Origin of the sequence: Nocardia sp. PE-7 (assembly GCF_030486425.1) — a bacterium.
Taxonomy (GTDB): domain Bacteria; phylum Actinomycetota; class Actinomycetes; order Mycobacteriales; family Mycobacteriaceae; genus Nocardia; species Nocardia salmonicida_A.
Map to the genome: position 1 here is coordinate 4629289 of NZ_CP129614.1, position 25133 is coordinate 4654421.

Sequence of the window (25133 nt, forward strand, 5' to 3'; positions counted from 1 at the left end):
TCCCCAGGCCGCGCCCACCTCGGACAACCGAACTCCGGTTTCTGCGCTACCTTGACCGCCGCACCACAGCGTCGAAACCGGCAGGAGCGATCACGTGCTACCCGACAGTCCCGACTTCTCTCCCGTCGCCCCGATCGACACCGTCGACGACCTGTTCGCGCTCCTCGAGCGGTGCGCCGGTGCCTGGGACACCGCGGACCGCACCGGCGATCCCGTCGACATCCTCGATCACGATCGACAGTGCGCGCAACTGTTGCGCCGCGATCACCCCGACGACGAAGAACTCCAGGTCGCGGGCCTGCTCCACGACATCGGTCACGTTCTGGTCCCCGGCGACGACGCAGGCCACGGCAGGCACGCAGCCGAAGCGGTCCGCGGTCTGCTCGGTACCCGCGTGGCACGACTGGTGGAACTGCACGTGGTTGCGAAACGCTTTCTGGCGGCGACGGATTCGAACCACGCCAGCGCGTTGTCGGCGTCGAGTCGGCGCACACTCATCGCGCAGGGTGGCCCGATGACGCCCACCGAGGTCGAAGCCTTCCGCGCCGACCCCGATTTCACCGCCGCGCTGGCGCTGCGCAGGGCCGACGACGCGGGCAAAGTAATCGGGTTACGCGTTGCGCCCCTGCGGGATTGGCGCCCGGTCGTCGATCGCGTCGCCGCCCGCTGATCAGCCGCCGAAGGTGAACAGTTCGAAGCCGACGGCGTGTTCGGCGGGGAATCCTTGCTTGGGACCCGTTGCGAAGGTGACGATTTCGCGCACCTGCTCCTCCACCGGCACCGGGCTCAGCACCTGCAGATACCGCCGATGCGCCGACAACGACGCGCGCGCCTGCTCGAGATGAGCGCTCACATCCACTGCGTGCGTGGCGACCGGGCCGACCACGGCCGCCCAGCGCGCCGACCACGGTGGCAGATCGGCGAGTTCGGGGAAGATCCATTCGTTGCCCGCGTCGGAGATCGCGTCCATCGCCGATCGACCGACAGCCCGGTGATCAGCACTGTTGACCACGCCCGGCGCCCAGGTGTCGCCGAAGTTGAACAGCACCACCATCTCCGGGCGATGCCTGCGCAGCGCGGCGGCCAGTTCGCGGCGCAGGGTGAGACCTTCCTCGATGCGGCCGTCCGGATGGTCGAGGAATTCCACGGTGTGCACGCCGACTTCACGCGCGCCGGAGATCTCCTCGATCTCCCGCAGCGGCGCGGCCTGCGCGGGCGGCATCCCGGCGATCCCCGCCTCGCCCCGCGTGACGAGCAGATAGCGAATGTCCTTGCCCTGCCCGGTCCATCGCGCGACCGCCGCGGCGGCGCCGTATTCGATGTCGTCGGGATGGGCGACGATCACCAGTCCGCGCTGCCAGTCCTCGGGTACCTGTTCCACCCCGCCATGCTAACCACAGGCGGCTAGCCGATCGGGGTCTTGTCGCTTCCCGACACCGCCTTGTACAGCAGGTACACACCGGTGCCGATCGCCCCGATCACCAGGATGGGCATCAGCGCCTCGATCAGCGCACCCAGAATCCAGAACGCGATCACCGCGACCACGACGATGCCGATGACTTTCAGAACCATGATGTGACTCCTCGCCAGCTCCGAGACCGCACTCGCGCGATCCGATATCTTCGATGCTGCCACCGGGTGGCCGATAGATCACCAGGTCAGCACCGATATCCGGGTGTAGATCAGGGTTCACCCCGAGACCGGCGCCGCAGCGGTTCCCCGGCTACCGTGTTCGGCATGGACTACTTGGCGTTGCTCTGTACCGAGCTCACCGCCTTCGGTGAACTCATCACTGTCGAGACCGATCTCGCCGCGCCGGTGCCGTCCTGCGGTGACTGGACGGTCTACGACCTCGTCGATCACGTCGGGCGCGGCAATCTGTGGGTGGTCACCGCGGTGGCCGAGCTGCGCGGCGATTTCGAGGGTGAGCCCGCACCGAGGGATCCCGCGGCCCTGCGGGAGTGGTACGAGTCGACCGCCGACGCCCTGGTCACCTCGCTGTCCGCGGACGAGGACAAGGAGGCCTGGACCTTCACCCGGTCCATGCCGCGCACCGTCGGCTTCTGGCGTCGGCGCCGCGCCCACGAGACCCTCATGCACCTGTGGGACGGTCAGAATGCCCTCGGCGAGGCCGACCCGTTCGACCCCGATCTCGCTGTCGACGGCGTCGACGAGGTCTTCGAGCTGTTCGCGCCCCGGATGATCCACCGCGGCCTCGCGACCGAACCGGCGGTGGCGCTGCGGGTCCGCGCCACCGACACCGCCAAGACCTGGACCTACGGCCCCGGCGAGCCGGTCGCCGAACTCGCGGGCACCGCATCGGACCTGCTGCTGGCCCTGTGGGCCCGCAAGTCCGGCTCCGACCCCGAGTTCACCTGGGACGGCGACCGCGCGGCGGGCGAGCGAGTGCTGGCCGGGCCACTCGTTCCGTAAGCAAACGACTGACGACGACCAGGACAAGCGTCCATAATCGGGGATCACTGCGCGTAGGAGGACTTCCATGGAACCCATCGTCACGACCACGAGCGGCGCGGTACGCGGCCACACCGAGGCAGGCGTCACCCGCTTTCTCGGCGTGCCGTTCGCGGCGGCGCCGGTCGGGCCGAAACGATTCCAGCTGCCCGAGGCCGCACCGGCCTGGGAAGGCGTGCGAGAGGCGACCGAGATGGGCGCCACCTGCGCGCAGACGCCCTACCCGGCACCGATCCACGCCCTGCTCGGCAGCGACTACATCCCCGGCGACGACTACCTCAACGCGAATGTCTGGACGCCCGACTCCGCTGTCTCGGGCCTCCCGGTACTGGTGTGGATTCATGGCGGCGCGTTCGTCCGTGGGTCCAACGCACGCGCGATCTACGACGGGACGGCGTTCGCCCGCGACGGTGTGGTCATGGTGGGGATCAACTACCGCCTCGGGATCTCGGGATTCGCCGAGATCGAGGGCGCGCCGTCGAATCGTGGACTGCACGATCAGATCTTCGCCTTGCGCTGGGTGCGCGAGAACATCGCCGCGTTCGGTGGTGACCCCGACAATGTGACGATCTTCGGTGAGTCCGCGGGCGCGATGAGTGTGGCGGCCTTGATCGCCGCACCGCAAACCACCGGACTGTTCCGCCGCGCGATCATGCAGAGCGGCAACGGTGCGGTCGCCGCCGACGCCGAGGACGCGCGCAAGGTGTCCGCCGCGCTGGCCGCCGAACTGGGAATCTCGCCGACCGCACAAGACTTCGGCGCACTCGGCCCCGACGAACTGCGCAGAGCGCAGAACGCCGTCGCGCTGGCCCTGATGACCGATCCCGATCCGCAGCGTTGGGGCCGATCGGTGATCCAACTGGGTGGCGGCATCATGAGCCTGTTCCCGGTGATCGACAACGACATCGTGGAAGGCCCGCCGACCGAGGTTCTTCTCGCACACCCGGAGCGCGCGGTCCCCCTCATCGCGGGCACCACCGCCGACGAGTTCCGCTTCTTCACCGTCCCCGCCGGGCTCGCCGCCGCGATCACCGCCGACACCCTGCCTTTCGTCCTCACCCGCTACGGCATCGATCCCGCGGTCGCCCAGACGTATTCGACCGAGCGGCCCGATGCCACCCCCGCCGAGATCTTCAACGCCATCCTCACCGACCTGAGCTTCCGCGCGGGCACCTACGACTTCGCCGAAGCCGGCGCCGCCGCTGCCCCCACTCACGTCTACGAATTCGCCTGGCCCACAACACTTCCCGGGCTAGGCGCCTGTCACGTGCTGGAAATCCCGTTCGTCTTCGACACCATCGACAACGGCCACTCCCTCACCGGGCCCACCCCACCGCAGTCCCTGGCCGACGAAATGCACACCGCGTGGGTCGCTTTCGCCACCGACGGCACCGTCGGCTGGGCGCCGTTCACCGCCGACGAGAAGAACGTCCGCATCTTCGACATTCCCGAGTCCGCCACCGTCACCGACCCCCGCGCCGCAGAGCTCGCGGCCCTGCGTCAGGCGCTCGCCCCGGCCTGACCTGCGATCGGCACGCCGCGTCCTCGACCGGCGTGCCGATCGATAAGGGTGTCCGAGGGGTACTTAGCGGGAGGAATCCTGTCCGCCGGTGAACAGGTCGGTGCCCTGGTCGGCCATTTCGGTGAGCGCCTGGGCCCAACCGTCGAGGCGGTCGGCGGCTTCGCGCAGGTCGGCGACGATGCCGTTGAACTGGTACGCGAGCACCGAATCTTCCGGCACCGCGAGAATGCGGGCCGCGGCGGCGACCAGTTGTTCGTATTCGACCACGCCGGTTTCCAGGCGGGTGAGCACGCCGGCGACGGTGGATTTCAGTGCCGCGACGGTGTCGGGGTTGGCGCGGCCGACGGTGTCGGCGGCCTGTTCCATCGCGACCACGTCGGCGGCGAGCGCGTGCAGAGCGCCCGCGCCGGAGCGGGCCGTCTCGAGTAGGTCGCGCAGTTCGTCCTCGGGGAGTCGGCGGGTGCGCCCGATCTGGGCGCCGAGGTCGTAGAGCGCCCGTTCGGCGCGGATCAGGCGCTGGATGGGTGCGCGCGCGGCCGAGCGTAGGCCGGGCGACTTGCGGGCGACGAACGCCGCCTGCGGCAGGGGTTTGCCGCGCAACTCCAGATACCGGCGCGCGGTGAGCGCGGTTCCGGTGACGAAGGCGACGGCGCCACCGCCGATCACCACGACAGCCCAAGCGGGCGCCGAGATCACGGCCAGTCCGACCGCCCCGACCGTGGTGATGCCCGAAACGGTGCCCAGCTGGAAACTGCGCCTGCGCACCCGGCGCCGCCGGCGCAACTCGCGTTCACGCGGGTCGGCCCAGCGCCGCACCGCGACCAGGGCCTGCTCACCGACCCCACGCAAGGTCGCGGGCACCGAGCCCGTCATGGCGGCCTGCGTGATCGCCGCCGGATCCACGATCTCGCCGCGTTGGCGCCGACTGCTGCCGTTCATCCCTGATCCTTCCGCCGCGCCAGCACCCGCTGACAAACCACGGGTGTCGGGGCCGGCCGTCCCAGCCCCGTCCGACCCGACCTCGAGGAGGGTCCGCCGCGAAGCGGCGGTCGCGGCCGGGTCGCCGGTCAGCCGCCGTTGCGTACGCGACGAAGGAGCAAGCAACGGTGGCTGACCGGCGGCCCCTCTGGGCCGCGACCTCGAGCGCGCCAGCGCTCCGATATCACTGCTGGGCCGCTTGGCCCTTGTTGATGTTCGGCGCCGGTGCGGCCTGGGGCTGCGCCGGGTCGATCGCCGCGTTGTTGTTGCCGGTGGGCAACGCGTCACCACGCATGGAGGCGCGGATCTGCTCGAGCTTGCTGTGCCCGGCCATCTGGACGCTGGCCTGCTGCACCTCCATCATGCGACCCTGCACCGTGTTCTGCGCCAGCTCGGCCGAACCGAGCGCGTTGGCGTAGCGACGCTCGATCTTGTCGCGCACGGCGTCCAGGCTGGGCGTGGAGCCCGGCGCGGACAGGGTGGAATCCATCTGCTGCAGCGAGGCCGAGACCTGCTCCTGCATCTTGGCCTGCTCGAGCTGGCTGAGCAGCTTGGTGCGCTCGGCGACCTTCTGCTGCAACATCATCGCGTTCTGCTCGACCGCCTTCTTGGCCTGTGCGGCGGCCTGCAGGGACTGATCGTGCAACACCTTGAGGTCCTCCACCGACTGCTCGGCGGTGACCAGCTGGGCGGCGAACGCCTCGGCGGCGTTGGTGTACTGGATCGCCTTCTCGGTGTCGCCCGCCGCCTGTGCCTGATCGGCCAGGGTGACGGCCTGACGGGCGTTGGCGTTGAGCTTCTCGACCTCGTCGAGCTGACGGTTCAGCTTCATCTCCAGCTGACGCTGGTTACCGATCACCGATGCCGCCTGCTGCGACAGCGCCTGATGCTGACGCTGCGCCTCCTCGATAGCCTGCTGAATCTGGACCTTCGGATCCGCATGCTCTTCGATCTTGGAGTCGAAGAGGGCCATCATGTACTTCCAGGCCTTCACGAACGGATTAGCCATCGATTGATCCCGCCTCCATCTGTGCGTCGCTCGTGCGACTGGTGGTACGCGACCGTCACGCACCAGATACGTGCTTATCCTTCACCATGCGGCACCCGAACCGGAATGACCGGACCGATCGACGCCTGATGAGAATCTATCCGTTCTCATCAGCGGTGTGCAGCGTCTCGCGCGCCGGGCGCAGGGTTCACCGCGTCACATTCCCTTCACCAGTACCAGCATCTCGGCCCTGGGGGCCGGGATGACGATGCGGGTGTCTTCGGCGATGCCGATGCGCGCGCCCTGCTCGGCCGCCGCGCTCGCGGAGGCGGATGCCTCGCCCGCGGCGGGTTCGGGCAGGGTGGCGGGCTCGGCCTCGGTCGGCTCGCGCTCGGCGGCGGGGCCGGTCAGCGCGGGTTCGCGCGGCGCGGAGCCGTCGGCGCCGGCCATCAGGGTGCTCACGTCCCACAGCACGCGCGAGAGCGGCACATCGAGTGCCTCGCAGATGCTCGCGAGCAGTTCACTGGAGGCTTCCTTGCGGCCGCGCTCCACTTCCGACAGATAGCCGAGGCTCACGCGCGCCGAGGTGGACACCTCGCGCAGCGTTCGATGCTGGGCGAGACGCGCACGCCGCAGACTGTCCCCGATTGCCTCCCGCAGCAGCGTCATCTCGTTCTCCTCAACCTCGTGTCACCGCCGTAGCGGTGCTCACCTCTTTCTGGCACAACGTCGAGCATGGACCGGTGGTTCCCGAACCGGGCTACTTCACACTGACACAGCGCAGCAATTCACGCACCGCACTGTGCACCGCGCCGAGTCTGATCGTCCACCGGTCACCGTGCAGTTTCAACCGGACCACTTCGCTGTGACGCGGACCGGCCAACCCGAGGTATACCGTGCCGACGGGATGCCCGTCCTGGGAATCGGGTCCGGCGACCCCGGTCAATCCGACGCCCCAGTCCGCGCCGCACTGCTCGCGCGCCCCCACGGCGAGCTGTTCGGCGGTCGAGGCGGCGACCGGACCGTCGGCCCGAAGGAGGTCGTCGTCGACGCGGGCCAGGCGACTCTTGAGGTCGGTGGCGTAGACGATCAACCCGCCCCGCAGCACCGCGCTCGCACCGGGAACTCCGGCCACCGTGGCAGCCAGCAGCCCCGCGGTGAGCGATTCTGCCGTGGCGACGGTCTGCCCCGCCGCGTTCAGAGCCCTGACCAGTTCGGCGACCGGCGCACCGTCGACGAGCGGATCATTCACGAGCGCGCCCGTCCACCCGCCAGCCACACTCTGGTCGCCTGCCCCACGTAGTCCAGGCCGGTGATCACCGTGAGCGCCACGGCCAGATACATCAGCCACATGCCCGCGGTGGCGAATACACCCGACAGGGGCAGCACCAGCAGCGCGATCGCCACCGACTGCACCAGCGTCTTCAGCTTGCCGCCCCGCCCCGCCGGGATCACCCCGCGCCGCACGACCACCAGTCGCAGCAGCGTGATGCCGATTTCGCGGCCGACGACGACCACGGTGATCCACCACGGTAGATCGCCGAGTATCGAGAGCCCGATCAGCGCCGATCCGATCAGCGCCTTGTCCGCGATGGGGTCGGCTAGCTTGCCGAAATCGGTGACCAGTCCGTATTTGCGCGCCAGTTGCCCGTCGAAGCGGTCGGTGATCGCGGCCAGGCCGAAGACCGCCGCCGCGATGACTCGCCAGCGGGTGTCGTGCCCGCCCTCGGCGAACAGCGCCAGCACGAACAGCGGCACCAACACGATGCGCGCGATGGTCAACACATTGGCGATATTGAGCAGCGGAACCTGAGTCTCCGGCACCGAGTGCATCGGTGTCGCCGCACTCGACCCACGATCGATCTCTTCGGGTCGCACGCTCATGCCCCGCCCTCTCGGCATTGCCCGGCACTGCGCCGAAATCCAACGGTTTCGCGAGCTGTTTGCTCGCACGATCGGTGCCCCGCGATCCGGTCGTCGAGCCCGGCGCGATGCGAGGAGCGGAACGACAGGATGTGCGGCACATGTTCAGACTATCGGTAACCGGTCCGACTACTCTGCACCCATGACCTCACGGGGACCCTCGAGCAGTCCGACCAGCGAAGCGCATGCTGTCGCGCCCACTGTGGCGCCTGTTTCCGGCGTGGTCGTGCGACGAGCGCGAACCTCCGATGTCCCCGAGATCAAGCGCCTGGTCGACGAGTACGCCGGCCGCATCCTGCTGGAGAAGAACCTGGTCACGCTGTACGAATCGGTGCAGGAATTCTGGGTCGCCGAGCTCGACGGACAGGTCGTGGGCTGTGGCGCGTTGCACGTGCTGTGGGCCGATCTGGGCGAAGTTCGCACTGTCGCAGTGGATCCCGTCGTCAAGGGCCGCGGCGTCGGCGGCGCGGTGGTCGAGCACCTGGTGACCGTCGCCCGCGAACTGCAGTTGCAGCGTGTGTTCGTGCTCACTTTCGAGGTGGACTTCTTCGGCAGGCACGGGTTCGTCGAGATCGACGGCACACCCGTCACCGCCGAGGTGTACGCGGAGATGTGTCGCTCCTACGACACCGGTGTCGCCGAATTCCTCGACCTCAGCTTCGTCAAGCCCAACACCCTGGGCAACACCCGCATGCTGCTCACCCTCTAGAGAATCCATCGCGAGAAAGTGATCGACTGTGCCGATCTTCGCTGTCCACTACACCTACTCCGAATCGACCGCGGCCGACCGCGCGACCAACCGACCCGAGCACCGGGGCTGGTTGAACGCGCTGGTCGACGCGGGCACGGTGCTCAGTAGCGGCCCCTACCCCGACGGTACGGGCGCGCTGCTGCTGTTCCGCGCCGAGGACGAGCCCTCGCTGACCGAGTTGCTCAGCAACGACCCGTTCGCGAAGCTCGGCCTGATCGATGCCGTCCGCGTGGTCGAGTGGCTGCCGGTGATGGGCGCCTTCGCCGAATAGTCGAGCCACACAGACGACGCTGCCCGGAACCCCAGCGGTTCCGGGCAGCGTCGTCGTGGGTCGGGTCAGGCGTTGGTGCGGCGGGTGCGCAGCAAGCTCGCCACCGTCGCGACGACCAGGATGCCGATGATCACGCTCAGCGAGACCGCCGTGGAGATCTCCGGGACGCTCACGTGCTCGCCGCCGTTGATGAACGACAGTGTGTTCTCGTGCAGCGCGTGCAGCACCAGCTTCACGCCGATGAACGCCAGGATCGCGGCCAGGCCGTAGGACAGGTACACCAGGCGGTCGAGCAGTCCACCGATGAGGAAGTACAGCTGGCGCAGACCCATCAACGCGAAGGCGTTGGCGGTGAACACCAGGTACGGCTCCTCGGTGAGACCGTAGATCGCCGGAATCGAGTCCAGCGCGAACAGCAGATCGGCGAATCCGATGGCCAGCAGCGCGAGCAGCAGCGGGGTCACCACGCGTTTGCCGTCGATCCGGGTGATGAGCTTGTCGCCGTCGTACTCGTCGGTGGTGGGCAGGACCCGTTTGGCCAGCGAGACGATGTAGCTGTCGCGTTTCTGCTCGTGCTCGGCCTCGTGCCCGCTCTCGCGCAGCAGGTTGATCGCGGTGTAGATCAGGAACGCGCCGAACAGGTAGAACACCCAGCTGTAGGCGCTGATCGCGGCCGCGCCGACCGCGATGAACACACCGCGCATCGCCAGCGCCAGCACGATGCCGATCAGCAGCACCTTCTGCTGGTAGATCCGAGGCACGGCGAAGGTGCTCATGATGATGAGGAAGATGAACAGGTTGTCGACCGAGAGCGCTTTCTCGGTGACGAAGCCCGCGTAGTACTCCCCGGAGAACGTGCCGCCCCACTTCCAGGCGACGAACAGGCCGAACAGCAGCGCCAACGTGATGTAGACGGCTGACCAGATGCCCGATTCCTTGAAGGTGGGCTCGTGCGGGGTGCGCACGTGGGCGTAGAAGTCGAAGACGAACAGGCCGAGGATCACCAGTCCGGTGATCACCCACTCGAGCGTGGTCACCTGCATGTGGTGGTCCGATCGATGAAGTTCATGCCGTCCATCATGCCCGAATTGTCCGTTTCAGTTGGCTTGCAGAACGATTGCCCGCCATGATTTCACACACATCGGCGTCGACGCACACCGCCGCGCACACGAAAAGCCCTATCGCGCTGTCCACGTCCGCTGCTACCGTCACCGCATACTCCGACGACACAGACCCGAGAGGAGCGAGCCGTGAACGAATCCACCGCGCAGATCAAGCGCCCAACCGCGATGCACCGGCTCGACCCCGGTGTTCTGATGTCGGGTACCCGCCTCGCGCGCGCCCGCTTCACCGCCTGAACAGGCGATCGCCGCCCGACCCATGTCCGGGCATTTCGATGACCACGAGCCGTGCCAGGTCCCTCCTCGTTCGTCGCCGCCTGCTTCCGGCACGGTCAGAGCAAACCGGGAACGGCGTTACTCGTCGTCGGACGCGCCCGGATCGCCGCCACGAATCGACCACAGCAAACCGTCCAGCTCATCGGGCTTGATCAACACGTCGCGCGCCTTGGACCCCTCGCTGGGACCGACCACGCCGCGGGTTTCCATCAGGTCCATCAACCGGCCCGCCTTGGCGAAGCCGACCCGCAGCTTGCGTTGCAGCATCGAGGTGGACCCGAACTGCGAGGTGACCACCAGCTCCACGGCCTGCAGCAACACGTCCATGTCGTCGCCGATATCGGGATCCACGTCCTTGACCTCGCCGGCCTTGGCCGCGGTGACGCCCTCCTGGTATTCGGGTTCGGCCTGGGTCTTGCTGAACTCGACAACGGCCTGGATCTCCTCGTCGGAGATGAACGCGCCCTGCAGACGGGTCGGCTTGCCCTGACCCATCGGCAGGAACAGACCGTCACCCATGCCGATGAGTTTCTCGGCACCCGGCTGATCCAGGATCACGCGCGAGTCGGTGAGCGAGGAGGTCGCGAACGCCAGCCGCGAGGGCACATTGGTCTTGATCAGACCGGTCACCACGTCCACCGAGGGGCGCTGGGTGGCCAGCACCAGGTGGATACCGGCGGCGCGCGCCTTCTGGGTGATCCGCACGATCGCGTCCTCGACATCGCGCGGGGCGGTCATCATGAGGTCGGCGAGCTCGTCGACGATGGCCAGGATGTACGGGTAGGGCCGGTAGACGCGTTCACTGCCCAGCGGGGCCGTGATCTTGCCCGATCGCACGTTCTTGTTGAAGTCGTCGATGTGGCGGACCTTGTTGGCCTGCATGTCCTGGTAGCGCTGTTCCATCTCCTCGACCAGCCAGGCCAGCGCGGCGGCGGCCTTCTTCGGCTGGGTGATGATGGGCGTGATCAGGTGCGGAATGCCCTCGTAGGGCGTGAGTTCCACCATCTTCGGGTCGATCAGGATCATCCTGACCTCTTCGGGGGTGGCCCGGTGCAGCAGCGAGACCAGCATCGAGTTCACGAAGCTCGACTTACCCGAGCCGGTGGAACCGGCGACCAACAGGTGCGGCATCTTGGCCAGGTTCGCCGAGACGAACTCGCCCTCGATGTTCTTGCCGAGGCCGATCACCAGCGGATGGTGGTCGTTGCGGGTGTGCGGCGACTTCAGCACGTCGGCCAGGCGCACCAGTTCGCGGTCGGCGTTGGGCACCTCGATGCCGACGGCCGATTTGCCGGGGATGGGCGCGAGCAGGCGCACGTTCTCGGTGGCGACGGCGTAGGCCAGGTTGCGGGCCAGCGCGGTGATCTTCTCGACCTTGACGCCGGGACCGAGTTCCACCTCGTAGCGGGTGACCGTCGGGCCGCGCACGAAGCCGGTGACGGCGGCGTCGATCTTGAACTGCACCAGCACCTCGGTGATGGCCTCGATCATCGATTCGTTGGCCGCCGAACGCTTCTTGGGCGGATCGCCGTCGAGCAGCAGGGTCAGCGGGGGCAGCGTGTAGTCGCCGTCGACGACGCGGTCGGTGACGAACTCCGGCTCCGGTGGCGGCGGCGGGGTCTGGTCGACCGGCTTGGCGACCGGACGCTTGCGCGCCGGTTTCGGCGCGGGCGCGGGCGGTTCCTCGATCGGCTTGGCATCGCGCAGCGGTGGTTCGCCCAGCGATTCGGTGACCGCGTCGGAGCCGCCGAACTCCTCGGGCGGGTAGTTGTCGTCGGGGCCGCCGCGGCGACGGGTTCGGTTGCGATGCACCGGGAATCCGTCGGCGTCGTAGTTGGCCGGATCGTAGGGGTCGCTGTCGTCGGCGTACTCGCCGAGACCGAAGTATTCGCGCAGCTTGGTCGGCACCTCGCGCACCGTGGTTCCGGTGAGCAGCAGCACGCCGAACATCATGGCCAGCAACAGGATGGGCAGCGCGAGCCAGGGCGTGAGGCCCTGGCCGAGCGGTCCACCGATCGCGTATCCCAACGCACCCGCCGCGGTGGAGCGACCGTCCGCGTCGGTCGGGGACCCGGCCGCCAGGTGCCACACACCCAGCGCGGGCAGCACCACGAGCAACCCACCGAGGACCAGCCGCGGCCGGATCTCCGGATGCGGTTCGGTGCGCATCAGTACCACCGCGAGCGCGACCAGCAGAATCGGCGCGAGCACGGCCGCCGAACCGGCGATCGCCCGCACGACGTCTTCGAGGAACCGGCCGACCGGTCCGCCCGCCGAGAGCCACATCGCGGCGGCGATGATCGCGCTCAACGCGATGAGCGCCAAGCCGATGCCGTCGCGACGGTGCCCGTGCTCGAGTTCGCCTGCCCGGCTCAGCGTGCGCGTGGTGGCGCCGACCCCGCGTGCCAGCATGGTCCAGCTACTGCCGATGCCCCGGCTGATCACGGCCAGCGGGGCGGTATCGGAGGCACGTTTGACCGGCCTGCGCACGGGTGTGGTGCGCCCACGGGGAGCCGCCGTCGCTCGCGGGGTCGCCGAACGAGACCGCGCCGCCGGCGTCTGCCCCCTGGTCGATCCCGCCCGCGCACGAGAGGTCGTGGTGCTGCGGGACTTACCTGCCATGACCTCAGGCTAGCCGCTCGAGCACCTCCGAGACCATCCGCAACACTGGTCCCACCCCGCTCGCCGGGGTAATCCAGGGTGGATGCGCAGGTCGCGGCGCCCCGGTCAGCGCGGGGAAATCTCGCCGGGAACCGCGTTTCGCGGGCCGAACTTACGAAATCCTTGTCGATCGCCATGGATTCGGGCGAGCGCGGGCTCGCCGGTCTGGCGCGGGCGCCATAACCCTCGGTACGTTGACGACGCTCTATCGGGTCGTCGACCCGTGCAGATGAAGGGGACGCTACAAGTGAAGAGAATGCTCACCAGCGCGGCCGTGCTCGGTGCCACCGCGGCAGCGTTGTTCGCGGGACACATCGCCCCGGCCCAGGCGCAGTCGGGCAATTACGGCGCCATCGCGGTGTCGGTCAAACCGGGGGTCTACGGGTACGCCACCGATTACGGCAGCTACGCCGATGCCGAGGCCGGTGCCATGGCGGCCTGCCGACGCGGTGGCGGCGGTGGCGGGTGCGATGTGAAGGTGTCCTACCGCAACGGCTGCGGCGCCATCGCGATCTCGCGCGGGTGGTGGAGCTACGGCTCCGCGTCGACGATCGGCGGCGCCAAACGCGAAGCGCTGAACAACAATCCGGGCAACGCCTCTATCAAGCACTGGAACTGCACCAGCGGCTACCAGCTCTAGCCCGACCCGTTCCGACCATGATCATGGGAGTTGTAGTGAACATCCGTCCAGTGAAAACCGCCGCTGTTTTCGTCGCGATCGTCGCGGCGCTCGGCCTCGGCGCGTGCGGTTCCGACACAGGCTCGACCGGTACGAGCACGGCGACCACGACGAACAAGGGCGGCGCCTTCGAAACGGGCGACGCCAAAGCAGGCAAGGAAGAGGGCGGCGAGCCCGCGGCCACCACGGTGCCCAACCTGCCCAAACCGACCGCCGCCGAGCTGAACGGCCGGTTGACCAAGGCGCTCGCGGGTCAGCTCACCGGCGAGGAGAAGAAGACCTACATCGAGGACGCCGACCAGGATCCGATGCTGGTCGACAAGTTCGTCGAGGCGGCGAAGCAGAACAACGTCAAGGTCGCCATCACCACCGTCGGCGACCCCGTCGACGGCAAGCTCAAGGCCAACGCCGACGTCACCATCGACGGCACCCCGGTGAAGGACGCCTTCGTCGACTTCGTCGCCGAGGACGATTCCTGGAAGGTCTCGCACGTGTTCGCGTGCAACATCGTGAAGTCGGCCCAGCTCGACTCCGCGGCCTGCCAGGCCTGAGAATCCGTCCGAAAGACAAAGAAAACCGCTGGGCGACATAGTCGCCCAGCGGTTTTCAGTTGATCTGTCAGTTGATCTGTCAGTCGATCAGACGGCGACGACCGTCGGCACGATCATCGGACGACGACGGTAGACGTCGGCGACCCAGCGGCCCACCACCCGGCGCACGCCCTGGGCGATGCGATGGGTGTCGGTGATGCCCTCACCGGCCAGGCGCAACAGCTCCGCCTCGACCAGTTCGTTCGCGCCGTCGAGCGCGGTCCGGTCGTCGGAGAAGCCGCGACCGTTGAGCTCGGGCGTGCTCACCGCCTTGCCGGTGGTCGAGTCGATGACGATGGTGATCGAGATGAAACCACCCTCGCCGAGGACCAGGCGGTCCGACAGGGTGGACTCGCCCACGTCACCGACCGAGAGGCCGTCGACGTAGACGTGCCCGACCGGCACGCGGCCGACGATGGAGGCGATGCCGTCGACCAGGTCGACCACCACGCCGTCCTCGGCCAGCATCACCCGCTCCTCGGGCACACCGGTCGCCACGGCCAGTGCGGCGTTGGCGCGCAGGTGACGCCATTCGCCGTGCACGGGCATGGCGTTGGTGGGGCGCACCGCGTTGTACAGGTACAGCAGCTCACCGGCGGAGGCGTGCCCGGAAACGTGCACCTTCGCGTTCTGCTGGGTGATCACGGTCGCGCCGAGCCGGGCCAGGCCGTTGACCACGGCGAACACCGAGTTCTCGTTACCGGGGATCAGCGAGGACGCCAGCACCACCAGGTCGTCGGCGCGGATGTTGATCTGCCGGTGCTCGCCACGCGCCATCCGCGACAGCGCCGACAGCGGCTCGCCCTGCGAACCGGTGGAGATCAGCACCAGGCGGTTGCCGGGCAGGTTCGCGGCCTGGTCGAGGGTGACCACGACATTGTCGGGCACCGTCAGGTAGCCCAGATCCTGCGCGATCTCCATGTTGCGCACCATCGAACGGCCGACGAAGCAGACCTTGCGGTTGTACTTCTGCGCCACGTCGACGACCTGCTGGATGCGGTGCACGTGGCTGGCGAACGAGGCCACGATGACGCGATTGGTGGCCTTGCCGATGACATTGTCGAGCACGCCGCCGATCTCGCGCTCGGGAGTCACGAAGCCGGGGACCTCGGCGTTGGTGGAGTCGACCAGGAACAGGTCGACGCCCTCGTCGCCCAGGCGCGAGAAGCCGGCCAGGTCGGTGAGGCGGCCGTCGAGCGGCAGCTGGTCGAGCTTGATGTCACCGGTGTGCAGCACCACGCCCGCGCCGGTGCGGATGGCGACCGCCAGCGCATCGGGAATCGAGTGGTTGACCGCGAAGTACTCGAGCTCGAACGGGCCGTGCACGGTGGTCTCGCCCTCGGCGACCTCGCGCAGCTTGGGCTGCAACCGGTGCTCGCGAGCCTTGGCCGCCACCAGGGCGAGGGTGAACTTGGCGCCGATCACCGGGATGTCCTGGCGCAGCCGCAGCAGGAACGGCACGGCGCCGATGTGGTCCTCGTGGCCGTGGGTGAGCACGATGGCCTCGACGTCGGCCATCCGGTGCTCGATGGGCCCGAAGTCCGGCAGGATCAGGTCCACGCCGGGCTGCTGGTCCTCGGGGAACAGCACACCGCAGTCGACGATCAGCAGCTTGCCGCCGTATTCGAACACGGTCATGTTGCGGCCGATTTCGCCGATGCCGCCCAGCGCGAACAGGCGAAGACCGTTCTTCGCCAGCTTCGGCGGCGGGCCCAGCTTGTCGTGGGCGGCCTTCTCGCGCGGCTCGGCTACCGGTGCAGCACCGCGACCGCGACCGCCGCCCTGCCTGCCACGACCGCCGCCGCGGGACTGCTCGGCGGGCTTGCTCTTGGCCTCGGCCTGCTTGCCCTTGGCTTCGGTGGCCGGCTTCGTCCTGGCACGGCGCGGCGCGGTCTTCTTCGCGATGACGCCGTCCTCGGCGACGCCGCGCAGGTCGGTGCCCGCTTCGGCGGAACCCGCCAGGTTCGCCTCGGCGGCGACCTCGGCGATCGGTTCGGCGATCGCCGCTTCCTTCACCGCGGGGGCCTGCACACTCTCCACGGGTGTCGGCTCGGGCGCACCGGCGGCACGCGAGGCCGATCGGCGACGGGGCTTACGGGCTACGGGTTCGGTCATGCCGACACCCCCGCTGCCTGCAGGTCGAGCATCAGTTCCTCCAGTTGTGCCTGCGTCGGCATCAGCTGGGGCAAACGGGGCTCACCTACATCGATGCCGAGCAATCGGAGTCCTCCCTTACACATCGCCACACCTCCCAGGCGGGTCATGGCCGCGTACAGCGGCAGTAGTGTCGCGTTGATCTCTCGCGCCCTGGCCACGTCACCGGTGGTGTAGGCCTGGTGGATCTCGCGCAGTCGTTCCGGCACGAGATGGCCGATGACGCTGATGAATCCGATCGCACCGACCGAGAGCCAGGGCAGATTCAGGCCGTCGTCACCGGAGTAGAAATCCAGATCGGTGGTCGCGATGAGATCGGCTCCGGAGACGAGATCGCCCTTGGCATCCTTCACCGCGACGATGTTGGGATGCTCGGCAAGGCGCCGGATCGTGTCGATGGCGATAGGCACCACCGACCTCGGTGGAATGTCGTAGAGGGTGATCGGCAGCGCGGTGGAGTCGGCGACCGCGGTGAAGTGCGCGATCAGACCCTCCTGCGTGGGCCGCGAGTAATACGGCGTCACGACGAGCAGACCGTGCGCGCCCGCGTTCTCGGCGGCACGTGCCAGTTCGATCGAATGCGCGGTGTCGTAGGTACCCGCCCCGGCGACCACGGTGGCCCGGTCGCCGACGCCGTCGACGACGGCCCGCAGCAGGTCCGCCTTCTCGGTTTCGGTGGTGGTCGGCGATTCGCCGGTGGTACCCGAGATGATCAGCAGGTCGACCCCACGGTCGACCAGGTGTGCCGCCAGTGCGACACCGGCATCGACGTCGAGCTTGCCCGCAGCGCTGAAGGGGGTCACCATCGCGACACCTACCGTGCCGGACGCGCGCAGCTCCGTTGGCGTCGATTCACCGTTCGTCATGGTCAGAAAGGCTACCCGGTCGCCGGATGTGCCTCGACACCCTAGCGGCCGAACCGGCGGCCGGTGGGCGCTTTCCACCTTGCGTGATGTCATAGATGACGTCACAATGATGTCATGGATCTGAATGCTCATACCGCGCGGTTGCGCGAGGAACTGATCGCCGCCGCCGCGCTCGGCGACGAGAAAACGCAGGCCACCGCCGCCGCCCTCGCCGCAGCGGTGGAGAGTTCGAGTCGACTGGTACTGCTCTCGGCGCTGTCGGAACTGGCCGCCGAGATCAGCACCGAACTCGGTGACCGCACCGTGCACGTCCGGCTGGAGGGCACCGAGGCGAAGGCCGACGTGCGCAAGAACACCCCGCCAGGGGCGGAGGAACCCCAGACATTCGAGGAGATGACCGGCGACATCAGCCGGGTGACCCTGCGGCTGGTCGAACAGCTCAAGTCCCGCGCGGAGGAGGCGGCCCAGCAGAACGGCCAGTCGCTGAACTCCTGGCTCTCCGGCGCCGTCAGCGGCGCGTTGAAGGATCAGATGCGCGGATACGGCGGCAAGGGTTGGTAGGCGCGGTCGCGATCACAGCAGCGGGGCGAGATCGCCGCGTTCGCCGATAACGACTTCGTCGAGTTCGAGCCAGTCGGCCATTTCCCGTAGTGCCCCGCGCAACGCCTGGGCCGTTTCGGCGGTGGCGTAGCCGGGCTCGGCGAACGCGGCGGGGGCGAGCAGTCGGCCGGTGGCGCGTTCGGCGCGCAGATCCACCCGGCCGACGAGCTTGCCGTCGACGAGCAGCGGGAAGACGTAATAGCCGTGCACCCGTTTGGGTTCGGGGGTGTAGATCTCGATCCGGTAGTGGAAGTCGAAGACCCGCTGGGTGCGCGGGCGGAAGAAGATCAGCGGATCGAACGGGCACAGCAGCGCGGTGCCGGTGATCCGGCGCGGGGTGGCGGCCTCCGGGTGCAGGTAGGCGGGCGCGTCCCAGCCATCGACGTCGACCGGCACCAGTTCGCCCGCGTCGACCAGGTCGGCGATCGCCGGGGCGCTCTGGCGACGGGCCAGGCGGTAATAGTCGCGCAGGTCGGCCTCGGTGCCGATACCGAGAGCACGACTGGAGCGGCGGATCAGCTCGCGCACGGCGTCTTCCTCGCCGATCTCGCGGCCTAGCACGTCGGCCGGGACGACGCGTTCGGTGAGGTCGTAGTGGCGGGTGAAGCCGACTCGACGCGCGGTGGACAGCTCACCCGCGGCGAAGAGCTGCTCGCAGATCATCTTGGTGTCGCTCAGGTTCCACCACGTCCCTTTCGGGCGCGGCTTGTCCAGTTCCAGATGGCGTTCGATCTCCCCCGCGCTCGCCGCGCCCACCTCGGTCACGACATCGAGAATGTCTTTGCCCAGTGTCGGATTGCGTTCGACGACCTTGCGCATCCCCGACCAGCGCCCGTGCCGGTACTCCGCCATCCGCCAGCGCATCAACGGCCAGTCGGCGACCGGGATCAGCGCGGCCTCGTGCGCCCAGTACTCCACCAGCCCCCGCCGCGCCTTCGCGCTGTCGCTCCAGGCGGCGCCGTCGAGCAGGCTGCGATCGTAGGGGCCGATCCGGCTGAACACCGGCGCGTAATGCGCGCGCACCACCGCCGATACCGAATCTATTTGCAGCAGACGGGTTCTGGCGACCACATCGAGTATCGCCCGCCGCTTCGGGTTGGCCGGCTTTCGCTTGCCGAAGCCCTGCGCGGCCAGCGCCGTTCGACGGGCCTGCGCCGCATTCATCCGCTGCATCCCCTCAGCCTGGCACAGGGGTCCGACAGGTTTCGGCGCTCAGGTGGAGACCCGAACCTCGCCCGCGGTGTCGATCTCGGTTCGTCTGTCCCCACCCGGCGCGGCAGCCAGCACGGTCGCCACCCAGCGTCGGCCGACCGGGAGGACTCGCACGGTCACCGAGCCCGCTCCCGCCATGTCGAGTTCGCCGACCGCGGCCTCGATCACGTTGTGGCGCACCCATTCCGGCACGCCGACGAAGCCGCCGTCGTCGAGCAGGGTGACCTCGACCCCGCGCGATCGGGCCGCGCGCGCCGCGGCGCTGAGCCGGTCGGTGACCAGTTGCGGCGCCCGAAGACCATCGCGCAGTTCGGCTTCGAGCAGCCTGCACTGTTCGCGTTCGGTCTCGGTCAGCTCGATTCCCGCCGCGATGCGGGCGAGCAGTGGCCCGGCCACCCGGTCGAGCGCCCCCAGCTGACGATCACGCTCGGCGTTGGCCGCGGCCAACGCCGCCTCGGTCGCCGCCCGGCGATTGGCCTCGCTGCGCAGTTCCCGCAGCGAGCGCTGGGTGGGCCGCACGATCGACATGAACACCGTCACCGCGCCGACCGTGGCCACCGGCGTGAGCGCGCGCACCACGGTTTCTGGATGCCAACTGGTGAACACGCCCATCGTCACCAGCACGGTCGCGGCGGCCGCCACCCCCACCCAGGCCGACAGGATCCGGCCACGCAGCACCAGCATCGCCAGCAGATACGACGTCGGATAGGCGGTCCACATCTGGTGGGCGAACCCCGAGCCGCTCTCGAGCCAGGGCACGGTCAGCGCCATCGCCGCGGGCCCCGCGGACGCCACGAAGATCGTGACGGGCCACGGCAGCGGATCCACCGGGAACACCAGCACCACCAGTGCCGCCACGGTCATCAGCGCTAACGCGGCGAACGCGGCCGCGGGCGGCGCGATATCGAAATTCACCCGCAGATACATCACGATGGTGGCTTCGAAGATCACCACGAACAGCCACGCCGTGCCGTCGCTGAGGCCGAACAGGTCGCGCATCGCGAACGGCAGATCACGCTCGACCATCAACTACCCCACACCAGAGTCACCACGGTTCCCTTGCCGGGCGCCGATTCCACGAAGGCCGCGCCGCCGGCGAGCGCGCGCATCCGGCCCAGGATGCTGCCCGCGATCCCCATCCGGTCGGCCGACACCCGCGCCGGGTCGAACCCGGCGCCGTCATCGGAGAACACCACCCGGATACCCCCGGTCGCGATGGTCACCGACACCCCACGCCGCACCGTCCGACCCGCGACGTCGGCATGGCGCACGCTGTTGCGCACCGCCTCCGAGAGCGCGGCCCCGAGCACCTGCGCGGCCTCGATCGGCAGGCACAGATCCGCCGCGCGCCGCGAGGACACCTGCACCGGAATCTCGGACTGCGCCTCGCGCACCGCCTCGCGCAGGAATTCGATCGTCGCGGCGGCGTCGAGGTGGTCGATCTCGGGCACGGTCCGCGACAGCTCCAGCTGTTCGAGGGTGCGCGCGGCCTGATTGCGCAGCACCGACGAGGACTCCTGCGCCCGTGAGGCTTCCAGCAGCGTCGAGAGCACCGCGTCGTGGATGAGCGCCGCGAAGCGCGCGCCCTCGCGTTCCCTGGCCGACGTCGCCGCGACCGCCGCGGCTCGACTGCGCTGACGGACCGCTTCCCGGTCGACCCGTTCGGCGGCGGCGCGCGCGTACACCACGCACCACAGGAACAGCGCGGCCACGCCGAGCCCCCTGGTGATGTCGCCGAACAGCGCCCACATCGAACTGCCCGGCACGACAAGGGCATTGGACACACTGGTCGCCACCGCGAGCACGGCGCCGAACGCGGCCGCACCGCGCCGGGGCCACGCCAGCCCCGCCGCCATCACGCCCACCGCCAACCCGCGGTAGGGCCACGATGCGAACGAACCGATGTGCACCACCGAATACACCAGCGGCGTCGCCAAGGTCGCCGCGAGATAACACACCGCGGCCACGGCGGCGGTGCGCCGGATCGCGTCGGCGGGCCCGCGCGTCGACACCAGGGCCAGCACCCCGAACATCACATACGCGGCCACCAGATGCAGTTCCGGCCAGATCGACTGGTTGATCGGCTGAACCAGCACCGCGGGCAGTTCCAGCACCATCACGATCGTGGCGCCGGTTCCGACCACCAGCCCGAGTCGGCGCAGGATCTGTTCGGTCGCCGCCCGCGAGAATTCGACGTCGCCGACCGGTGCGGGCGCCGTCGCGACCGCGAGGTCACTCACGTGCGCTGCTGCCTTTCCGGCACGGGCAGCCACCCGTCCTCGACGGCCCGTTTGTACAGATCGGTCTTGGTCGGGGCGGGCCGGCCCGCGTCGGCGTATTTCTGCCGGATGCGGCCCAGGTAGTCGTTGACGGTCTGTTCCGACAGACCGGTCAGCCGCGCCACCCGCGAGGCCTTCTCCCCCGAGGCGTACAGCATCAGCACTTCCTCCTGACGCGGGCTGAGCCCGACGTCGGAGAGCTGGGGATCGCCGTCGATGGCGGCGGCCCAGTCGGTGGTGACCACCTGCTCGCCCGAGGCGGCCCGGCGCACCGCCTCGACCACCGTCGCCACACTCTCCGACTTGCGCAGCACACCGAGCACACCGGCCTTGGCGGCAGAGCGGACCAGGAAGGCGTTGTCGGCGCCGGTGAACACCAGCACCTCGATGCCGCGTTCACGCAACGCGGTCACGTTGTCCTCGGGCGTCGACCCGTCGGGTAGGCGCAGGTCGAGGACGACGAGATCGAGCTCGGCGGTCTCGGCGAGCAGCCCGGCGACGGATTCGGCCACCGCCACCAGTTCCAGATCGGGTTCGGGGCCGAGCATGGCCGCCAATCCGATCGCCACGGACTCGTGGTCCTCCACCAGCCCGACCCGTCGCACCGTGCGCGTCTGCTCCAACTCGCTCACCGACCACTCCCCATCTGAAGAACACCCACACCGCGGCCAACCCGCAACACGTCGGTCTCGAGTTCTACCGCATCCCGAGCCCGCGTGTCAGCCCACCAATATTCGGGGCGGGCCCGCTCCGGCGGACCGGTTACGGCATCAGACCGGCGGCGATGGTCGCGCCGAGTTCCCAGCATTTCTCCAGATCGGCCTTGCTCGGCGGGCCCGAGACAACCACCGTGTCGGCTGCGCGCTGCCAGCCCAGACCCGTGGTGATCCGCTCCACGCTGCTCTCGGCCCCCTCGGTGCCCTCGTTGCCGTGCAGGTAGAGCCCGTAGGGCCGCCCGCGGGTGGAGTCCAGGCAGGGGTAGTAGATCGTGTCGAAGGCGTGTTTGAGCGCACCGCTCATGTACCCGAGGTTGGCGGGGGTGCCGAGCAGGTAGCCGTCGGCTTCGAGCACGTCGACGGCGGTCACCGCCAGCGCGGCCCGTCGCACCACCTCGACCCCCTCGATCTCCGGGTCGCTCGCTCCGGCGAGCACCGCTTCGAACATCGCCTGGGTGTGCGGGGAGGGGGTGTGGTGGATGATCAGCAACCGGGCCATGGGCTCGCTACTCTCCTGGGTCGCGTTCCAGTTTTTCCAGTGCCACCGCGCGGCGCATGGTGTCGCGGGCGCGGCCGCGATCGCCGGCGTAGTCGTAGGCGCGGGCCAGCCGGTAGGAGGAGCGCCAGTTGTCCGGGTCGGCCTCCCATTCGGTCTTGATCTGCGCGAACAGGGCGTCGGCCGCGTCGCGTTCGATCCGGCCCGAGGGTCGGCGCGGCAGCTGCGAGGTGTCGACCTCGAGGCCCTCCTCGTGGATGCGCCGGGCCAGCCGTTGATGGGCGAAGGCCGCGCTCAAGGTCGCCCACAGGATCCAGATCCCGACAACAGGCAGCAGCAGCATGCCGATGCCGATCGCGATACCCGCGAACCCGCCGTCGGCGATGTAGGCGATGGCGAGACCACCGAGCCGGACGAAGTAGAACAGCAGCGCGACAACCAGAAATGCCACGACCGCAACGGTTTTCAGGACCTGTCGATCAGGTCGCTGGTCGGCGGAGTCGCTCACAGATCCAGGAACGGGTCGAGCCCGACGGTCAGACCCGGTCGCCCGGCGATCTCGCGCACCCCGAGCAGCACGCCCGGCGCGAACGAGGACCGGTCGATGGAGTCGTGGCGGATGGTCAGGGTCTCACCCTGGGTGCCGAACAGCACCTCCTGATGGGCGACGAGCCCGGCCAGCCGCACCGAATGGACCCGCACACCGTCCACGTCGGCGCCGCGCGCACCCTCGAGTTCGGTGGTGGTGGCATCGGGGCTGATGCCGACCCCGGCCTCGGCGCGGGCCGCGGCGATCACCGCGGCGGTGCGGTAGGCGGTGCCGGAGGGGGCGTCGGCCTTGTTCGGGTGGTGCAGCTCGATGACCTCGACCGAGTCGAAGAACCGCGCCGCCTGCTCGGCGAAGCGCATCGACAGCACCGCGCCGATGGCGAAGTTCGGTGCGATCAGCACCCCCACCTCGGGCCGCTGCGCCAGCTGCCCGCGCACCTCGGCGAGGCGGGCCTCGTCGAAGCCGGTGGTACCGACGACCGAGTGGATGCCGTTCGCGATCAGGAACCGCAGGTTGCCCATCACCACGTCGGGGTGGGTGAAATCGACGACCACCTGGGTGCCGCTCTCGGTGAACGTCTCGAGCGCGTCGCCCTTGTCGACCTGCGCCACCAGCTCCAGATCGGGCGCCGCCTCCACCGCCGCGCAGATCGCCTGCCCGACCTTGCCGCGTGCTCCGAGCACTCCGACCCGAATGGTCACCGCATCTCCTCGTCCTCGACTCAGCTTGCTCGGGCAAGCCTATCGAGCAGCCGACGGGGCCGCGGCGCCGACCTCACGCCGTCGGGCCGGGCGAGGCGTCAGTCGAAGACGATGACCTGCCGCAGCGCCGCGCCCGCCGCGAGATCGTCCATCGCCTTGTTCACCTGGTCGAGTCCGATGCGGGCCGAGACGAGCCGCTCCAGCGGCAGCTTGCCCGCGCGCCACATCCGCACATATTCCGGAATGTCGCGGTCGGGGACCGCGGAGCCCAGGTAGCTGCCGATGATGGTGCGACCCTGCGCGACCAGCGCCAGCGGTGAGATCGTGGCGGTGGCGGTAGGCGCGGGCAGGCCGACCGTCACGGTGACGCCACCGGGTGCCGTTGCGGCGACGGCGGTTTCGAACGCACGAACGTTGCCCGCCGCTTCGACCACGACCTCGGCCAGCACCCCTTGCTCGGCCACTTCGCCCGGCGTGCACGTCACCGTCGCACCGAATTCGCGTGCCAGCGCGAGCTTTTCGGGAACGGTATCGACGGCGATCACCTCACCGAGACCGAGCGAGACCGCGACGAGCACCGCCGCCATGCCGACGCCACCGAGCCCGACCACCATGATCCGATCTCCGGCACCGGGTTTCGCCGCGTTGAACAGCGCGCCGCCGCCGGTGAGCACCGCGCAACCCAGCACCGCCGCCACCTCGGGCGGCACATCGTCGTCGACGGGCACCACCGAACGCCGGTCCACCACCGCGTGCGTGGCGAACCCGGAGACGCCGAGGTGGTGCTGCACCGGCTCGCCGTCGCGGGTGAGCCGTCGCCCGCCGCCGAGCAGTTCGCCCGCGTTGTTGGCCACACTGCCCGGCCCACACGGCGTGCGCCCGTTGCTCGCACAGCCCGCGCAGTCACCGCAGCGCGGCAGGAACGTCATCACGACCCGTTGTCCGGGTGTCACATCGACGACGCCGGCGCCCACCGATTCGACGATGCCCGCGGCTTCGTGGCCGAGCAGCATGGGCACCGGGCGCACCCGATTGCCGTCCACCACCGACAGATCCGAGTGGCACAGGCCGGCCGCTTCGATCCGCACCAGCAATTCGCCCGGTCCCGGTTCGGCCAATTCCAGCTCGCACACGGTGATCGGTTGTGAATCGGCGAACGGCGCCGGGTCGGCGATCCGTTCCAGAACGGCTCCACGAATCTTCATGCTCGCGACGCTACCGCGCGAGCTCTTTACAGGTTCCGGGATCTGTCGCTAACCTCGATCTCGGTGATGGTGCTCCTGTCGGCCGCCTCGTACCGAGCCCAGGGTCGGCGCCATCACGAACA

The 25133-nt window shown here is 68.9% G+C and carries 27 protein-coding genes; 8 read left to right on the plus strand and 19 right to left on the minus strand.

The window, feature by feature from the left end; all coding sequences use genetic code 11:
- Positions 1-94: 94 nt before the first annotated feature.
- A complete protein-coding gene (locus QX204_RS21890; RefSeq protein ID WP_301901915.1) occupies positions 95-670 on the plus strand; it encodes an HD domain-containing protein in 576 nt (191 codons plus the stop codon).
- Here the strand turns inward: QX204_RS21890 and QX204_RS21895 are convergent, their stop codons facing one another.
- Together QX204_RS21895 and QX204_RS21900 are read right to left on the minus strand one after the other, a co-directional pair.
- Complete coding sequence (locus QX204_RS21895) at positions 671-1381, minus strand: PIG-L deacetylase family protein (RefSeq protein WP_062987999.1); 711 nt, start codon at positions 1379-1381, stop codon at positions 671-673.
- Positions 1382-1404: 23 nt separating this feature from the next.
- Positions 1405-1572 carry a hypothetical protein gene (locus QX204_RS21900; RefSeq protein ID WP_301901919.1) on the minus strand — a complete coding sequence of 56 codons (168 nt, stop codon included), beginning with the start codon at positions 1570-1572 and terminating at the stop codon, positions 1405-1407.
- Positions 1573-1737: 165 nt separating this feature from the next.
- Here QX204_RS21900 and QX204_RS21905 point away from each other — a divergent pair, with 165 nt between their 5' ends.
- Together QX204_RS21905 and QX204_RS21910 are read left to right on the plus strand one after the other, a co-directional pair.
- Positions 1738-2433: a maleylpyruvate isomerase family mycothiol-dependent enzyme gene (locus tag QX204_RS21905; protein WP_301901920.1), complete on the plus strand. Its 696-nt coding sequence runs from the start codon at positions 1738-1740 to the stop codon at positions 2431-2433.
- Positions 2434-2500: 67 nt separating this feature from the next.
- Entirely contained in the window at positions 2501-3994 is a 1494-nt protein-coding gene (locus QX204_RS21910; RefSeq protein ID WP_301901921.1) for a carboxylesterase/lipase family protein, read from the plus strand.
- 63 nt (positions 3995-4057) lie between these two features.
- On the opposite strand, the gene QX204_RS21915 is transcribed toward QX204_RS21910, so the two are convergent.
- The 5 genes from QX204_RS21915 to pgsA all read right to left on the minus strand — a co-directional run bounded on the left by QX204_RS21915 (position 4058) and on the right by pgsA (position 7793).
- Positions 4058-4933, minus strand: a complete 876-nt coding sequence (locus QX204_RS21915; RefSeq protein ID WP_301901922.1) for a phage shock envelope stress response protein PspM — start codon at positions 4931-4933, stop codon at positions 4058-4060.
- A gap of 223 nt (positions 4934-5156) precedes the next feature.
- Positions 5157-5981, minus strand: coding sequence for a phage shock protein PspA (gene pspA, locus QX204_RS21920; protein WP_056811431.1), 825 nt, complete (start codon positions 5979-5981; stop codon positions 5157-5159).
- Between the two features lie 195 nt (positions 5982-6176).
- Complete coding sequence (locus QX204_RS21925) at positions 6177-6629, minus strand: helix-turn-helix domain-containing protein (protein WP_063004535.1); 453 nt, start codon at positions 6627-6629, stop codon at positions 6177-6179.
- A gap of 91 nt (positions 6630-6720) precedes the next feature.
- Positions 6721-7212 (minus strand): CinA family protein, encoded by a 492-nt coding sequence (locus QX204_RS21930; protein WP_301901927.1) that lies wholly within the window; start codon positions 7210-7212, stop codon positions 6721-6723.
- Entirely contained in the window at positions 7209-7793 is a 585-nt protein-coding gene (pgsA, locus tag QX204_RS21935; RefSeq protein WP_301908068.1) for a CDP-diacylglycerol--glycerol-3-phosphate 3-phosphatidyltransferase, read from the minus strand. Before pgsA ends, QX204_RS21930 begins: the two co-directional genes overlap by 4 nt.
- Before the next feature lie 232 nt (positions 7794-8025).
- Between pgsA and QX204_RS21940 the strand changes: the two genes are divergently transcribed.
- Together QX204_RS21940 and QX204_RS21945 are read left to right on the plus strand one after the other, a co-directional pair.
- On the plus strand, positions 8026-8592 hold the full coding sequence (locus QX204_RS21940) for an amino-acid N-acetyltransferase (protein ID WP_131816631.1): 567 nt from the start codon (positions 8026-8028) through the stop codon (positions 8590-8592).
- A 28-nt stretch (positions 8593-8620) separates the two neighbouring features.
- Positions 8621-8905, plus strand: coding sequence for a YciI family protein (locus QX204_RS21945; RefSeq protein ID WP_301901930.1), 285 nt, complete (start codon positions 8621-8623; stop codon positions 8903-8905).
- Positions 8906-8970: 65 nt separating this feature from the next.
- On the opposite strand, the gene QX204_RS21950 is transcribed toward QX204_RS21945, so the two are convergent.
- Together QX204_RS21950 and QX204_RS21955 are read right to left on the minus strand one after the other, a co-directional pair.
- Complete coding sequence (locus QX204_RS21950; RefSeq protein ID WP_301901931.1) at positions 8971-9948, minus strand: TerC family protein; 978 nt, start codon at positions 9946-9948, stop codon at positions 8971-8973.
- Between the two features lie 432 nt (positions 9949-10380).
- A complete protein-coding gene (locus tag QX204_RS21955; protein WP_301901932.1) occupies positions 10381-12924 on the minus strand; it encodes an FtsK/SpoIIIE family DNA translocase in 2544 nt (847 codons plus the stop codon).
- 295 nt (positions 12925-13219) lie between these two features.
- Between QX204_RS21955 and QX204_RS21960 the strand changes: the two genes are divergently transcribed.
- Together QX204_RS21960 and QX204_RS21965 are read left to right on the plus strand one after the other, a co-directional pair.
- On the plus strand, positions 13220-13603 hold the full coding sequence (locus QX204_RS21960; RefSeq protein ID WP_301908069.1) for a DUF4189 domain-containing protein: 384 nt from the start codon (positions 13220-13222) through the stop codon (positions 13601-13603).
- Positions 13604-13638: 35 nt separating this feature from the next.
- Positions 13639-14193, plus strand: a complete 555-nt coding sequence (locus QX204_RS21965; protein WP_301901933.1) for a WKL family lipoprotein — start codon at positions 13639-13641, stop codon at positions 14191-14193.
- A gap of 87 nt (positions 14194-14280) precedes the next feature.
- Here the strand turns inward: QX204_RS21965 and QX204_RS21970 are convergent, their stop codons facing one another.
- Positions 14281-16347 carry an RNase J family beta-CASP ribonuclease gene (locus QX204_RS21970; protein ID WP_301901934.1) on the minus strand — a complete coding sequence of 689 codons (2067 nt, stop codon included), beginning with the start codon at positions 16345-16347 and terminating at the stop codon, positions 14281-14283.
- Positions 16344-17252: a 4-hydroxy-tetrahydrodipicolinate synthase gene (gene dapA / locus QX204_RS21975; RefSeq protein ID WP_056811455.1), complete on the minus strand. Its 909-nt coding sequence runs from the start codon at positions 17250-17252 to the stop codon at positions 16344-16346. The genes QX204_RS21970 and dapA overlap by 4 nt, the downstream gene beginning before the upstream one ends.
- Positions 17253-17366: 114 nt before the next feature.
- Here dapA and QX204_RS21980 point away from each other — a divergent pair, with 114 nt between their 5' ends.
- Positions 17367-17813 carry a hypothetical protein gene (locus tag QX204_RS21980; protein WP_056811459.1) on the plus strand — a complete coding sequence of 149 codons (447 nt, stop codon included), beginning with the start codon at positions 17367-17369 and terminating at the stop codon, positions 17811-17813.
- Positions 17814-17825: 12 nt separating this feature from the next.
- On the opposite strand, the gene QX204_RS21985 is transcribed toward QX204_RS21980, so the two are convergent.
- The 8 genes from QX204_RS21985 to QX204_RS22020 form a co-directional block, all read right to left on the minus strand.
- Positions 17826-19025 (minus strand): winged helix-turn-helix domain-containing protein, encoded by a 1200-nt coding sequence (locus tag QX204_RS21985; protein ID WP_301901935.1) that lies wholly within the window; start codon positions 19023-19025, stop codon positions 17826-17828.
- A gap of 39 nt (positions 19026-19064) precedes the next feature.
- Positions 19065-20090 (minus strand): DUF8320 family protein, encoded by a 1026-nt coding sequence (locus QX204_RS21990; protein ID WP_301901937.1) that lies wholly within the window; start codon positions 20088-20090, stop codon positions 19065-19067.
- Positions 20090-21304, minus strand: coding sequence for a sensor histidine kinase (locus QX204_RS21995; protein ID WP_301901938.1), 1215 nt, complete (start codon positions 21302-21304; stop codon positions 20090-20092). The genes QX204_RS21990 and QX204_RS21995 overlap by 1 nt, the downstream gene beginning before the upstream one ends.
- Positions 21301-21975 carry a response regulator transcription factor gene (locus QX204_RS22000; RefSeq protein WP_301901940.1) on the minus strand — a complete coding sequence of 225 codons (675 nt, stop codon included), beginning with the start codon at positions 21973-21975 and terminating at the stop codon, positions 21301-21303. Before QX204_RS22000 ends, QX204_RS21995 begins: the two co-directional genes overlap by 4 nt.
- A 130-nt stretch (positions 21976-22105) precedes the next feature.
- The gene (locus QX204_RS22005) at positions 22106-22558 is read right to left on the minus strand and encodes a flavodoxin family protein (RefSeq protein ID WP_301901941.1); all 453 of its coding nucleotides are present in this window, start codon (positions 22556-22558) and stop codon (positions 22106-22108) included.
- Between the two features lie 7 nt (positions 22559-22565).
- Positions 22566-23063, minus strand: coding sequence for a hypothetical protein (locus tag QX204_RS22010; RefSeq protein WP_301901943.1), 498 nt, complete (start codon positions 23061-23063; stop codon positions 22566-22568).
- On the minus strand, positions 23060-23806 hold the full coding sequence (gene dapB, locus QX204_RS22015) for a 4-hydroxy-tetrahydrodipicolinate reductase (RefSeq protein ID WP_301901945.1): 747 nt from the start codon (positions 23804-23806) through the stop codon (positions 23060-23062). The genes QX204_RS22010 and dapB overlap by 4 nt, the downstream gene beginning before the upstream one ends.
- A gap of 98 nt (positions 23807-23904) precedes the next feature.
- On the minus strand, positions 23905-25011 hold the full coding sequence (locus QX204_RS22020; RefSeq protein ID WP_301901946.1) for an alcohol dehydrogenase catalytic domain-containing protein: 1107 nt from the start codon (positions 25009-25011) through the stop codon (positions 23905-23907).
- Between the last annotated feature and the right edge of the window lie 122 nt (positions 25012-25133).

What these genes read in the sequence shown, in the direction of transcription:
- QX204_RS21900 (WP_301901919.1), bottom strand. Translation starts at nt 1,572, where the DNA reads ATGGTTCTGAAAGTCATCGGCATCGTCGTGGTCGCGGTGATCGCGTTC.
- QX204_RS21905 (WP_301901920.1), top strand. Translation starts at nt 1,738, where the DNA reads ATGGACTACTTGGCGTTGCTCTGTACCGAGCTCACCGCCTTCGGTGAA.
- QX204_RS21910 (WP_301901921.1), top strand. Translation starts at nt 2,501, where the DNA reads ATGGAACCCATCGTCACGACCACGAGCGGCGCGGTACGCGGCCACACC.
- QX204_RS21915 (WP_301901922.1), bottom strand. Translation starts at nt 4,933, where the DNA reads ATGAACGGCAGCAGTCGGCGCCAACGCGGCGAGATCGTGGATCCGGCG.
- pspA (WP_056811431.1), bottom strand. Translation starts at nt 5,981, where the DNA reads ATGGCTAATCCGTTCGTGAAGGCCTGGAAGTACATGATGGCCCTCTTC.
- QX204_RS21925 (WP_063004535.1), bottom strand. Translation starts at nt 6,629, where the DNA reads ATGACGCTGCTGCGGGAGGCAATCGGGGACAGTCTGCGGCGTGCGCGT.
- pgsA (WP_301908068.1), bottom strand. Translation starts at nt 7,793, where the DNA reads ATGCACTCGGTGCCGGAGACTCAGGTTCCGCTGCTCAATATCGCCAAT.
- QX204_RS21940 (WP_131816631.1), top strand. Translation starts at nt 8,026, where the DNA reads ATGACCTCACGGGGACCCTCGAGCAGTCCGACCAGCGAAGCGCATGCT.
- QX204_RS21950 (WP_301901931.1), bottom strand. Translation starts at nt 9,948, where the DNA reads ATGCAGGTGACCACGCTCGAGTGGGTGATCACCGGACTGGTGATCCTC.
- QX204_RS21955 (WP_301901932.1), bottom strand. Translation starts at nt 12,924, where the DNA reads ATGGCAGGTAAGTCCCGCAGCACCACGACCTCTCGTGCGCGGGCGGGA.
- QX204_RS21960 (WP_301908069.1), top strand. Translation starts at nt 13,220, where the DNA reads ATGCTCACCAGCGCGGCCGTGCTCGGTGCCACCGCGGCAGCGTTGTTC.
- QX204_RS21970 (WP_301901934.1), bottom strand. Translation starts at nt 16,347, where the DNA reads ATGACCGAACCCGTAGCCCGTAAGCCCCGTCGCCGATCGGCCTCGCGT.
- dapA (WP_056811455.1), bottom strand. Translation starts at nt 17,252, where the DNA reads ATGACGAACGGTGAATCGACGCCAACGGAGCTGCGCGCGTCCGGCACG.
- QX204_RS21980 (WP_056811459.1), top strand. Translation starts at nt 17,367, where the DNA reads ATGGATCTGAATGCTCATACCGCGCGGTTGCGCGAGGAACTGATCGCC.
- QX204_RS21985 (WP_301901935.1), bottom strand. Translation starts at nt 19,025, where the DNA reads ATGCAGCGGATGAATGCGGCGCAGGCCCGTCGAACGGCGCTGGCCGCG.
- QX204_RS21990 (WP_301901937.1), bottom strand. Translation starts at nt 20,090, where the DNA reads ATGGTCGAGCGTGATCTGCCGTTCGCGATGCGCGACCTGTTCGGCCTC.
- QX204_RS22005 (WP_301901941.1), bottom strand. Translation starts at nt 22,558, where the DNA reads ATGGCCCGGTTGCTGATCATCCACCACACCCCCTCCCCGCACACCCAG.
- QX204_RS22020 (WP_301901946.1), bottom strand. Translation starts at nt 25,011, where the DNA reads ATGAAGATTCGTGGAGCCGTTCTGGAACGGATCGCCGACCCGGCGCCG.